The following is an 11,913-nucleotide window of genomic DNA, read 5'->3' as shown; positions in this document are numbered from 1 at the left end:
TCTTTTTTGTGTAAATTTTACCTCGGAATGCCTTTACGTCATTATCAAAACGATCTATGCGCTTCCCTATCAACTTACCAGCCCAGGAGGGCCGCTTTACCGACGACGAGCTATTTGCCTTCTGCCGGGCCAATCCTGATTTGCATATTGAACGCGACGAAAACGGACAAATCTTCTTTAAAGTGCCTACCGGAACTCAGACCAGCTATTGAAAAACAAAACTCGGCCGTGTATCTGACTCAAATGGCGGTTGTACATTACCGGATGGATCCATGCGGGCACCAGATGTAGCCTGGGTTAGCCACGAAAGGCTTACCAATGTATCCAGCGATGATCTAAAGAAGTTCGCCCACGTCTGCCCGGATTTTGTCATTGACCTGGTTTCTGAATCTGACGAGTTGCGCGAGCTTCAGGATAAAATGAGCAAATGGCTGAACAATGGTGTGCGGCTGGGCTGGCTGGTAAATCCGTTTCAGCAGCAAACCACCATTTACCGCCCTGATCAGGAGCCAGAGATTAAACCGTTTAATAAACGCCTGAGTGGGGAGGACGTATTGTCGGGTTTTGAACTGACGATCAGTGAGTTGCTGTAGCCCGGAATTACATTCCGGGCTACACTAAAACCTAAACGCCGGAATCAACCGCCCATCAACATCCGTAAATCCGTATTGAGCAGCTAAGTCACCCGTAGCCAGCGCCTGACCCGTTTTATCAATCAGGTGCGGGTCCTGGGCCAGCGCAACCACGGCCCGGCCAACGTAGCGGGGCGAATGGGTTTCGGTTAGCTGGTCTGCCTGGCCGGTTTTGGTAAGTATTCGTTCGACGCGCTCGGTGCGGGTGTGGCCGGGATAGAGCGCTACGGCCGTTACACCATGCGAACGGAGTTCCTGCGCCATAGCAAAGGCCAGCCGGTCGTCGGCGGTTTTGCAGGTGTCGTACATGACGTTGCCGAGGTATTTGCCGGCTACGCCAATGGAAATGTTGATGATCAAACCGCTCTGCTGCGTAATCATCAGGGGAGCCGCGTAGTAGCTGGCGGTGAAGTGGGCACGCAGTCCGGCCTGAAACATGGCCTCCCAAACCTCCAGATCCTGCTCCCAGAACGCTTTGCTGAAGATCTTGCCCTCGTGTCCTTCGTAGCCACCCCAGACGTTGTTGACCAGAATATCCAGCCGGCCAAACTCGTTTCTAATTCGGGCGAAAAGCCTTTTTACGTCTTCGTTGCTGGTGTGGTCGCAGGGGATGGCCATACCCCGGCCGCCCGAGGCCGTGACCAGGTCGGCGGTATCTTCGATGGTACCGGGCCTGTCCTCGTCTGGCCGACTGCCACGGGTGCTGCGGCCCGTGATGATTACGGTTGCGCCGGCCAGCCCAAGTTCGTGGGCAATGCCTTTGCCGACGCCCCGGCTGGCACCGGTCACGAGCGCTACTTTTCCGTTTACTAAGCTATTTGTCAGCATACCTGTACTATATCGTAGTTTTGTTGAACAGCCGCAAAGTACGGTATAACGTACATGACCTGGCTGCCCTGTTAGCTCCTACCTATTTATTATAGGGCCGACCAACCACGCCAGCGGTGGCGTAGTGAACGTGGCCGCTTACCGCCCCACCGACAATACCAACAGTGCTAACGAACCCGGTTTCCGGGGCGGTCTGATTCAGGAGTACGAAGAAGGCGACGTTCGGCACGATGTCAACTTTGGCCGGGGCCAGAGCGGTGACCTCTCCCAGCCTCCTGTCGACCAATCACTATTGACTATCGACTTACTCTCTGGTTTCCTCCGTTTTGGTTCGTAACTTTGACCATTGAATGTCAACCTGACGGATGAAACATTGGTTGCCGGCCCTATTCGCTGTATTTTACGCCCTGACTGCGGCTGCGCAACAGCCCGACTCGACGTACCGCTTCACTCGTCAGGATACGCTGCGGGGTGGCCTCCGACCCGAACGCACCAGCTACGACGTTACCTTCTACGACCTGAACCTGAGCGTCAATCCCGCCACCCGTACCATCGACGGTAGCAACACCATTCGCTACCGGGTCAAAGAGCCGTTCCGGCGAATGCAGATCGACCTGTTCGACAACATGCAGATTGCCGCCATTACGCAGAATGGGCAAAAGCTGACGTTCAAACGCGATGGCAATGCCGTGTTTGTGGATATGAAAGAAGCGCAGCCGGTGGGGCAGCTTCGGGAGGTGAAGGTGACGTACAGTGGCAGTCCGCAGGTAGCCAAAAATCCGCCCTGGGACGGCGGTTTTCTCTGGCGACAGGATCCCAGCGGTAAAAGCTGGGTAACCGTTACCTGTCAGGGAACAGGAGCCAGTTTGTGGTGGCCCTGCAAAGATCACCTCTCTGATGAGCCGGACTCCATGCGCATCACCTGCCGCGTACCCAACGGCCTCACCTGCGTCTCCAACGGCACGCTCCAGTCGAAAAGGCCCGCCCGAACCGCCGGTCAGACGGAGTTTATCTGGTACGTACGCTACCCCATCAACATCTACAATGTTACCCTGAACATCGCCAATTACGCCTATTTTAAGGATGAATACCGCAGTTTGGACCGGCAGACGTTGGCGCTGAATTATTATGTACTACCCCAGAACCTGGAAAAAGCTAACGTACACTTTGAGCAGGTAAAGGCGATGCTGGACTGCTACGAGAAGTATTTCGGCAAATTTCCCTTCTGGCGCGACGGCTACAAACTGGTTGAAACGCCCTACTGGGGCATGGAACACCAGACCGCCATTGCCTACGGCAACAACTACCGCAACACCCCCTTCGGCTTCGACTTCATCATCATCCACGAAAGCGGACATGAGTACTTCGGCAACAGCCTGAGCGCCGGGGATTCTGGAGAGATGTGGATTCACGAGGCTTTTGCGACCTACGCCGAAGCGCTGTATATGGAGTGTACCCACAGCATACCGAAAGCCATTGAATACCTGAATATGCAGCGCAAGCTGATTAAAAATCAGCATCCTATGCTGGGTCCGCTGGGAGTAAACTATCAACACAGAGACACAGACATTTACTATAAAGGCTCCTGGATGCTGCATACGCTCCGTCATGCTGTAGATAATGACAACCTTTGGTTTAAAGCTTTGAAGGCGCTGGCGACAGAAAAGAAGCTTTCCATTGTCAACACCGATGAGGTTATTGACTTTCTGGAACTGAAAACACAAGTCGACCTGCAGTCGATTGCCGACCAGTATCTGAAGTACACCGGCATACCGGTGCTGGAATATAAGGTGCTGGCAAAAAATGATAAGCAGTGGGAAATCCGTCACCGCTGGGTAGCCGATACAAAAGGCTTTAACCTGCCGGTGAAGGTACGGTTTGGGTTTGGGGAGTGGCAGACGATATACCCGAAAACCGAGTGGAGTGCCACCAACGTTAAATTCAGCTCCGGCTGGCTAAATTTCAACACCGACTACGGCCTGTTTACCATCCGGCAGGTTCGTTTAGAATAATCGTTTTCATAACCTATGCGAATAAAACAACTATACATACTGGTGCTCACAGCCGCGCTGTCGGCCTGCCAGCATACCTACTATCCGACCGGACGAACGTACAACCGGATTGAGGTAGACGCCACCGCCCAGGCCGATACAGGCATGGCGGAATTCCTGCAACCGTACCGGCAAAAGCTCGACCAGACCATGAATGAAGTGCTGGTCCGCTCAGATGTAGCCCTGGAGAAAGGGAAACCCGAATCGGCCGTCAACAACCTATTGGCCGATGCCCTGCGGCAGGAGGCCGGCAAACGTTACGGCAAACCCATTGACATTGGTCATCTCAACTACAGCGGTATCCGCTCCGGCCTGCCAAAGGGCCCGATTACGGTCGGCAATATCTACGAGGTAATGCCGTTCGATAACCAGATTACGGTGCTGACCATGAAAGGCTCGCAGGTGATGCAGTTGCTGAACCACTTTCTGAAAGATGAAGCCCTGGTGATAAGTGGCCTACGGGCTACCATCGCCAACGATAAAGTACAATCGGTGACGATGGCCACTGGTAAGCCGCTGCAACCGGACGAAACCTATACCGTTGCCATGAGCGACTACGTAGCCAATGGCGGCAGTGGCGCTTCATTCCTGAAGGACGCCGTCCGGCGCGAAGACCTGAACGTGAACATCCGCGACGCTTTTATCGACTATTTCCGGCAACTGGGCAAATCCGGTCAGCCTATTAATCCAACGACTGATGGACGCATTACAATCCAATAGACGGCAGTTTCTGAAGCTGCTGGGCACCACGGCCGTCATCGGTAGCGTGGCTCCCGACGCACTGGCGCTGCCCCGGCTGTTTCCGCCGAAGAAAACACAGGTCACCATTCTGCACACCAACGATGTGCACAGCCGGCTAGACCCGTTTCCGATGGATGGCGGCCGTAATGCCGGTAAGGGTGGTGTAGCCCGGCGGATGTCCCTGATCGAGCGCATCCGGCAGGAGCAGAAAAACGTGCTGCTGTTTGATGCCGGTGACCTGTTTCAGGGAACGCCCTATTTCAATATTTACAAAGGCGAACCCGAAGTACTTGCTATGAACCGGATGGGCTACGATGCCTCCACCATCGGCAACCACGACTTCGACGCCGGTATGGATAACATGCGCACGCAGTTCCGCAAGGCCAACTTTCCGTTCCTGATCGCCAACTACGATTTTAAGGATACGGCGATGGAGGGGCAGACGCAGCGTTACAAAGTCTTCACAAAAGACGGCGTTAAGGTTGGTGTATTCGGGCTGGGTATTGCGCTGGATGGGCTCGTCCCTAAATCCCTCTACGAAGAAACCCGCTACCTGGACCCCATTGAAGTGGGCAATAACGTAGCGGCCATTCTGAAGAACAACGAGGTGTGCGACTATGTCATTTGCCTGTCGCACCTCGGCTTCAAATACCAGGGACCGGAGGTATCCGACCATGTGCTGGCCGCGCAGAGCAACGATATAGACCTCATCATTGGCGGACATACGCATACCTTCCTGGAGGCTCCGGTCAGTGTACAAAACCAGAACGGCAAGCCGGTCCTCATCAATCAGGTGGGTTTCGCCGGTATTTACCTCGGCCGCATCGACCTGACGTTTGAGCGCGGCAAAGACGCCCAGGCCAGCGGGCAAGCGGTGACAGTGAAGTAATCGGTAAGCTGGCAAAATTTGCTTAATTTTGGAGCAGAAACGAAGAAACTATGAAATTCGGCGTTGTTGTATTTCCCGGCTCCAACTGCGATCAGGATGCAGTGGATGCCCTCCAGCATAACCTGGGTCAGCAGGTAGTAAAGCTCTGGCACAAAGACCACGACCTGCAGGGGTGCGACTTTATTATCCTGCCCGGCGGGTTCTCCTACGGCGATTACCTGCGGACGGGTGCCGTAGCGCGGTTCTCGCCCATTATGAACGAAGTGATTGCGCACGCCAAACGGGGCGGCTACCTGATGGGTATCTGCAACGGTTTCCAGATTCTGGCCGAAGCGCACCTGGTACCCGGCGTACTGCTGCGCAATACCAACCAGCGCTATATCTGCAAAAATGTGCACCTGCTGCCGCAGTCTAAAAAGGCCTTGCTGACGGCCGGTCTGGAAGAGCGGGCCTACAAAATACCCATCGCCCACGGCGAAGGTCGCTACTACGCCGATGCCGACACGCTGAAGCGCCTGAACGATAACGACCAGATTCTGTTCCGCTACTGCGACGAAAACGGTAATATCACCGACGAAACAAATTGCAACGGAAGTCTGGAAAATATTGCGGGGGTATGCAATGAGCAGGGTAATGTGTTTGGCATGATGCCGCACCCGGAGCGGGCGTCGGACCCGATGCTGGGTAATACCGACGGTAAGCTTATTCTGGAGCAACTGCTCAACGCGGTATTGGTGTAATCTGGAGTAAAAAGCAGCACCTTACCTGAGTGCAGCTTTTTACTCCAGTACTTCGTAAATAACTACGGGGTTACTTTTATTCTTGAGGATTACCTCCCCAATTCTTTCGCAGTGAAAGGATTCCTTTACCTTCTCGTACGTGGCTTCGCTGATAACGATCTGGCCGGCTTTGGCGGTTGACTGCAACCGCTGCGCTGTGTTGACCGTATCACCGATGACGGTATAATCCAGTCGCCGGAGCGTTGCCGCGCCGATATTGCCCGAAACCATCTCTCCGGTATTGATACCAATAGAGACTTTGGGCAGAAACATGGGCTGACCCGGCAGTGCTTCCTTCATCTGTTCAATCTGAGAGCGCACGGCCAGCGAAGCCTCGATCGCCCGATCAAGGTGATACTCCTCCCGGAACACCGCCATCACCGCATCACCCATAAACTTATCAACGTAGCCGCCCTGCCCGATTATAGCCTTCACCATCACGTCGAAGTATTTGTTGATGAGCCGCACCACGGTATCGGCCGGCTCGCGTTCCGTAATGGCCGTAAAGCCGCAGATGTCGACAAATACCACCGTGCCATCTATCGTTTCATTATCCGTGAGGGCTGTTTCAAATTCCCGCCGACTCATGAAGTTCAGGACATTCTCGTCGACGTACATCTTGAGGATGTTATTTTCTTTGATAGCCTGAAGGGTATCCCGCAGTTGCTGCACATGCCGGATGGTCTTCTGCATGGTTACTTCGAGATCATCAAAATCGACCGGTTTGCAGATAAAATCAAACGCCCCGCGGTTCATGGCCGTGCGGATATTGCCCATATCGCCGTAGGCCGACACAATAACGGCCTTAATCAGCGGGCTCATTTCGTTTAGCCGGACCAGCAGCGTCAGCCCATCCATTTCGGGCATATTGATATCGCTGAGAACCATGTCGATGTCTGTCTCCTCCTGAAGTCTGGCGAGGGCTTCATGTCCATTTCCGGCAAAAACAAAATCGTACAAGCCTTCTCTGATCTGCCGACGAAACTTCTTCTTGATCAGAAACTCCAGGTCCGATTCATCATCGACAACCAGGATTTTGGCTTTTGTCATGTACCTACCGTCGTATTAAGTTTGTCTTTGAGACCGCCGAAGTCCAGGGGCTTAGTCAAAAAATCATCGGCCCCGTAGCTCATGGCCTGATTAAAGGTGTCCACATCGCCATAGGCCGTAATCATCATTATTTTAGGCGGTGGCGACGGATACCGCTCCCGAATTTTCCGCAGCAGTTCCAGGCCACTCATCCCCGGCATATTTATATCGGACAGAATCAGGATTACTTCGGAGGAGTGCTGTCCCAGGTAATTCAAGGCTTCTTCACCGGAATGAGCAAACTCAAAGCTCAATTCACCACTTCGTATCTCCCGCCGGAACCGCTGCTCAAACAAAAACTGTACATCCAGTTCATCATCCACTACCAGAATTTTCATACTTGGGAAGGCTTTAGTTGGAATCTTTTCCGGCTATAAAAATAGAAACTTTATTTAGGCAAACGAACAATAAATTCAGTAAACTCACCTAATTCTGTTTCTACATTTATTTCTCCGTTATGTCCTTTCGTAACGATGTCGTAACTCAGCGACAGGCCTAAACCTGTATTTCCCTGACCCGTCGGCTTGGTGGTAAAGAATGGCTGATAGATCTTATTAATGATTTCTTTGGGAATGCCCGTTCCGTTGTCTTTCACCCGAATCTCTATTTTGCCGTTGTTGAGGTGGGTACTCACCGCCAGTTGAGGCTGAAAGGCTCCGTTCTGCTGACGACGCTTTTCCTGAATGGCATAGAAGGCATTGCTGTAGAGGTTGAGCAGCACCCGACCCATCTCCTGCGGGATTACCGGCACCTTTTCGAGCCCATGATCCAGTTTCAGCCGCAGGTCGGCCTGGAAGCTGTCGTCTTTCAGACGCACATTCTGGTAAGCCAGCCGCAGGTATTCTTCGGTCAGGGCATTCAGGTCGGTGGGCGTTTTCTCGCCAGTTCCCGCCCGGCTGTGCTCCAGCATGCTCTTGACTATACTACCCGCCCGCTGACCATGGTGGGTAATCCGCTGCAGGTTTTGCACCAGGTCTTCCAGCAAGTCGTCGGCATCCTCGCGGTGGGATTCCGCCATTGTCTGAACCGGTCCTTCGTGCAACTCCGAGAGCAGGTCGACGCTGGACTCGGCAAAGTTGTTGACAAAGTTGAGCGGGTTCTGAATCTCGTGGGCAATACCGGCGGTCAATTCGCCCAAACTGGCCATCTTTTCTTTGTGGATGAGCTGCGTCTGGGTATTCTGCAGGTCAGTCAGCGTCTTAGCCAGGTTATCCCGCTGGGCTTCTATTTCTTCTTTCTGGGCCAATACCTTGGCCGTACGCTCGGCCACCTGCCGTTCCAGTTCAACTTTCTGCGCTTCAATGATTTGATGCCGTTCAATCTCCCGCTCTTTCTCCAGACGCTCCCGCTCCAGGGCCTGGTCGGCAATTTCTTTCCGCATCTGGTTATACCGCTGTGTCAGGGCTCCCGAAAACAGCACCACCAGCCAAACAGCCGCTATCCCTTCCAACACTTCAGACGTGCCATTCTGAGAGACCTCGATGGCCTCATAGGGAGGCACAACCTCTCTGGACGCAAACAGGTTAATCAGATTCCAGGCCGCAAAAAGGACGTATGGGCAAAGGGCAACCAGCAACAATTTAGCACCCTGCACTCCGCTTCGGTACGATTCGACCAGCATGGCCACCACGGTAATACAGAACAACGGATATATTGCCAGAATACCCAGCACACTACTCACCAGCACAAGCACACCACCGGCCGACCGGGTCGAAAGCGGCAGCACGCCGGTGTTGGCAACTGTCAGGTAAGCCGTATACCAGAGTATGAGGGCGAGAACCGTACGGGTAAGTCGCCTGTCAAGGCGGGGCAGATTCGTTCTGGTTTTAAGGAACTGCCGGATAAACTCCGCGAAGAAGACATAAAACAGGATTGTACTCAGATAATCCAGATAACGTGTGATGGGCTGGAAAATGGCAGATCCTGAGACAAAATAATTGTAAATAGAAACCGGTAAATTGTAAATCCCAAGGCATATCAGGAAAGCAACCAGCAACAGATAGACCCGCTCCCGGACGACCAGAAAAACGCTGAGGTAGTACAAGGCCATCAGCATAATAATACCGTAGATGATCGTCTTAAACAGAATACGTTGTTCCCGATTACTCTCCAGCCGCTTTACATACACAGTCTTTACTAACTGATCGCGGAAGATAAACGTCGGTACCAGGTCATCCTCATCCAGGTCGGTTAACGGAACATCAACGTGCCAGCGCTGGTAAACAAGCATCTCCTGCCCCTTTGGAATCGTTAGCGGCAAGGCCATACTGGCTTTGAGGCCATCCCGCTCTGCCCAGGGCACCCGTTTTCCGGTTCGCTGGTGGAGCCACGGGCCCGAAACCAGAAGGCGGCTGTACATATCCAGATAGTCGTTCTGATTACCCAGGTAAATTAAAGCGTCATGCTCAAGCGTGTTCTTAATCCGAAACCGAAACCAATAGGTCCTTATGGTAAAATCCAGGCCACTTTTACGGCTGGCTAAGGCCACAAAGTGCTTCTCAGCAGCGGTTCCTGTTACATCGCGTAAAGACAGCTTTCCGCTGTTGTCTTCCAGAACTTGACTATAAACACTATCCAGTTTAACATAAGTTGCCGTATCCGTTTTTAGCTCATATACCGGCGGGAGGCTCTGTTGCGCCAGAACAGCAGAAAGGCTTAACACGAGCAACAGGCAAAGCAGGCTTATAGGCCTCATAAATTGGTTAATTAGGCGTCGGTACCGACTGAATAGGTAGTTGAATAATGAATTCGGCAAATTGCCCCGGCTCAGTTTCTACCCTGAAGTCTCCGCCATGCCCTTTGGTAACAATATCGTAGCTTAGGGATAATCCCACACCCGTATTGCCATAGACACCGGACTTGGTTGTAAACAACGGCTGATAAATTTTAGGTAAAACATCGGCCGGAATGCCGGTACCGTTGTCTCTGACCCGAACCTCCACCCGTTGCGAACCTGACGGGCCAGACACAACCTGCGTAGTTACGCCTACCTGAGGCTGAAAATCACCTGATGCGGTACCGAGCTGACGGCTTTTTTCGGTAATGGCGTAGAAAGCATTGTTATAGAGATTGAGCAGAACCTGACCGAGTTCCTGGGGCATCAGCTCAATTTTACCGAGTGACGGGTCCAGTTGCAGGCGCAAATCCACCGAGAAATTTTCATCTTTGGCTTTCAAATTCTGGTACGCAATCTGCAGGTATTCATTGGCCAGGGCATTCAGGTCGGTGGGCTCCACCTGACCACTGCTGCTGCGGGCGTGCTGAAGCATGTTTTTAACGATTGTACCAGCCCGCTGCCCGTGCTGACAAATCTTTTGCAGGTTGTTTCTGATATCTTCCGCCAGAGCGCTTACTTCTTTTATATCGCCGGCCGCGAGTTCCTGTTGTAATTCATCGACCAGCTCGGCGGAAATATCCGAAAAATTAGTAACGAAGTTGAGTGGGTTCTGAATTTCGTGGGCGATACCGGCGGTCAGCTCTCCGAGAGAAGCCATTTTTTCGCGTTGAATTAGCTGATCCTGGGTGGCTTTCAGGGTTTGCAGCGCCTGCTGAAGCTCTTCTTTCTGCGCTACCAGTTGGGCGGTTCGGTCGGCGACCTGTTGTTCCAGCATCTTGTTCTGATTGGCCAGCAGTTGTTGTTTCTCCTGCTCCTGCGCCAGCATCTGCCGGGAGAGTCGTTCTACCTCCACAAGTTTAGCCTCCAGCGTGCGGTTTGCCCGGACATAGTCGGCACCCAGTACGATCGAGATGACCAGCGGGATAACCATGTCCATAGCCGATTGAATCAGGGCAATGGCAGGCGGCTCATCAACCAGCCCCGGCCATAACACCAGCCCGTTCAGCAGCGTCCAGAGCGCAGCGCCGGCCAGGTAGACCCAGCCAAGCTTATTACCCTTGCCGATGGAGAGCAGCGCCACCCGCGCAGCGGTTATCATGACGATAAATGTTCCGGCAATGGATACATAAAGTGTATATGGATTCCAGGGCAGCGTAGCTACCACGATGAGCCAGAAGAGTACCAGTGTCCGAAACAACCAGTCGGGCTGCCGCCGAAATACCAGGTATGAGGCCAGCGCAATAAACGTACCGGCAGCGGCTCCGAAAGCGTATCCCACCCAAAGCAGGCTGTAATGCAGCGACACCGGCAACGCTGCCCAGAGCAGCAGGGGCAGCGTGAGCCGCCAGACCGCCAGTTGCACCATAGCCAGCCCGAAGTACAGGTTGGCTTTTACTTTCCGGAAAGAGGCATAGATAAACAGGTGCAGTACCGCCAGCACCAGAAAATAGCCCATGATGAATGCCACCGGCACGGCGTGCGTAGCCTCCTGATAGGCATATAGCCTGACAGAATCAGCCGCCGGCTGGAGTTGCAGGCCCAGGGCGGGGTTCACCGGCTCGCCTATCGGTATCGGAAAAAGAAAGCGAAACGTAGCGTTTGTCAGGGAGTAACGCACCGCCAGCACCTGTTCGTCGGGGCCGGCAACGCTAACCGCGACAGGCTTATGCAACACAAACCGCGTTTGCTCATTGGCCGGCCGGCGGCTTACCACCCCCTCTTTATGAATCAATCGGCCATTGAGATACACCTCCGAGGCTCCAATCTGCGACAGCAGCAACGTTACTGGCCCGTTTGCCAGATCGGGAGCGAGCCGGAACCGCAGCCGGAACCAGCCCATTTCGGCGGTGCGCAGCAGGGGCAGGGCCGCCAGGTCAGCCGCCGGCGCAACCGGTGTCCACCGGCTGTCATCATGGTCGGGCTTTGCCCAGGCGGGGTTATCACCGGCCCGAAAGGTCCAGCCTGTTGTCAGCCATACCCCCTCGGGAGGCAGACGGTCGACGGTAGCCTGGCCCGGCGCCGATAAAGCGAGCAGGAGCAGCCCGGTCATAAAGAAGACATGTCGCAT

The 11,913-nt window shown here is 53.6% G+C and carries 11 protein-coding genes and 1 pseudogene; 7 read left to right on the top strand and 5 right to left on the bottom strand.

Annotation, left to right across the window (positions count from 1 at the left end; all coding sequences use genetic code 11):
- Nucleotides 1–56 precede the first annotated feature (56 nt).
- Both ABD931_RS12045 and ABD931_RS12040 read left to right on the top strand, forming a co-directional pair.
- Nucleotides 57–212, top strand: coding sequence for a hypothetical protein (locus ABD931_RS12045; RefSeq protein WP_345267361.1), 156 nt, complete (start codon nucleotides 57–59; stop codon nucleotides 210–212).
- A 15-nt stretch (nucleotides 213–227) separates the two neighbouring features.
- Nucleotides 228–593 (top strand): annotated as a pseudogene (locus ABD931_RS12040) (Uma2 family endonuclease); the annotation flags it as partial.
- A gap of 24 nt (nucleotides 594–617) precedes the next feature.
- Here ABD931_RS12040 and ABD931_RS12035 read toward each other — a convergent pair.
- A complete protein-coding gene (locus tag ABD931_RS12035; protein ID WP_345267359.1) occupies nucleotides 618–1,460 on the bottom strand; it encodes an SDR family NAD(P)-dependent oxidoreductase in 843 nt (280 codons plus the stop codon).
- Between the two features lie 124 nt (nucleotides 1,461–1,584).
- Between ABD931_RS12035 and ABD931_RS12030 the strand changes: the two genes are divergently transcribed.
- From ABD931_RS12030 to purQ, 5 genes are read left to right on the top strand one after another with little or no spacing between them, the layout of a single operon-like run.
- On the top strand, nucleotides 1,585–1,797 hold the full coding sequence (locus ABD931_RS12030) for a hypothetical protein (protein ID WP_345267357.1): 213 nt from the start codon (nucleotides 1,585–1,587) through the stop codon (nucleotides 1,795–1,797).
- Between the two features lie 28 nt (nucleotides 1,798–1,825).
- Nucleotides 1,826–3,472: a M1 family metallopeptidase gene (locus tag ABD931_RS12025; RefSeq protein ID WP_345267356.1), complete on the top strand. Its 1,647-nt coding sequence runs from the start codon at nucleotides 1,826–1,828 to the stop codon at nucleotides 3,470–3,472.
- A gap of 15 nt (nucleotides 3,473–3,487) precedes the next feature.
- Complete coding sequence (locus ABD931_RS12020; RefSeq protein WP_345267354.1) at nucleotides 3,488–4,231, top strand: 5'-nucleotidase C-terminal domain-containing protein; 744 nt, start codon at nucleotides 3,488–3,490, stop codon at nucleotides 4,229–4,231.
- A complete protein-coding gene (locus ABD931_RS12015; protein WP_345267352.1) occupies nucleotides 4,209–5,141 on the top strand; it encodes a bifunctional metallophosphatase/5'-nucleotidase in 933 nt (310 codons plus the stop codon). The genes ABD931_RS12020 and ABD931_RS12015 overlap by 23 nt, the downstream gene beginning before the upstream one ends.
- 50 nt (nucleotides 5,142–5,191) lie before the next feature.
- On the top strand, nucleotides 5,192–5,881 hold the full coding sequence (purQ, locus tag ABD931_RS12010) for a phosphoribosylformylglycinamidine synthase subunit PurQ (protein WP_345267350.1): 690 nt from the start codon (nucleotides 5,192–5,194) through the stop codon (nucleotides 5,879–5,881).
- Between the two features lie 39 nt (nucleotides 5,882–5,920).
- Here purQ and ABD931_RS12005 read toward each other — a convergent pair whose 3' ends face one another.
- Genes ABD931_RS12005 through ABD931_RS11990 form a run of 4 tightly spaced genes read right to left on the bottom strand, consistent with a single transcriptional unit; the run spans nucleotide 5,921 to nucleotide 11,913 of the window.
- The gene (locus ABD931_RS12005) at nucleotides 5,921–6,970 is read right to left on the bottom strand and encodes an adenylate/guanylate cyclase domain-containing protein (protein ID WP_345267348.1); all 1,050 of its coding nucleotides are present in this window, start codon (nucleotides 6,968–6,970) and stop codon (nucleotides 5,921–5,923) included.
- Nucleotides 6,967–7,347, bottom strand: a complete 381-nt coding sequence (locus ABD931_RS12000; protein ID WP_345267346.1) for a response regulator — start codon at nucleotides 7,345–7,347, stop codon at nucleotides 6,967–6,969. The genes ABD931_RS12005 and ABD931_RS12000 overlap by 4 nt, the downstream gene beginning before the upstream one ends.
- A 50-nt stretch (nucleotides 7,348–7,397) precedes the next feature.
- Nucleotides 7,398–9,704 carry a sensor histidine kinase gene (locus ABD931_RS11995; RefSeq protein WP_345267344.1) on the bottom strand — a complete coding sequence of 769 codons (2,307 nt, stop codon included), beginning with the start codon at nucleotides 9,702–9,704 and terminating at the stop codon, nucleotides 7,398–7,400.
- A 7-nt stretch (nucleotides 9,705–9,711) separates the two neighbouring features.
- Complete coding sequence (locus tag ABD931_RS11990; RefSeq protein WP_345267343.1) at nucleotides 9,712–11,913, bottom strand: sensor histidine kinase; 2,202 nt, start codon at nucleotides 11,911–11,913, stop codon at nucleotides 9,712–9,714.

The sequence above is a fragment of the Nibrella viscosa genome (genome assembly GCF_039541875.1).
GTDB classification, from domain to species: domain Bacteria; phylum Bacteroidota; class Bacteroidia; order Cytophagales; family Spirosomataceae; genus Nibrella; species Nibrella viscosa.
Note: the sequence above shows the minus strand (reverse complement) of the source record. Positions and strands in the feature narration are given on the sequence as shown.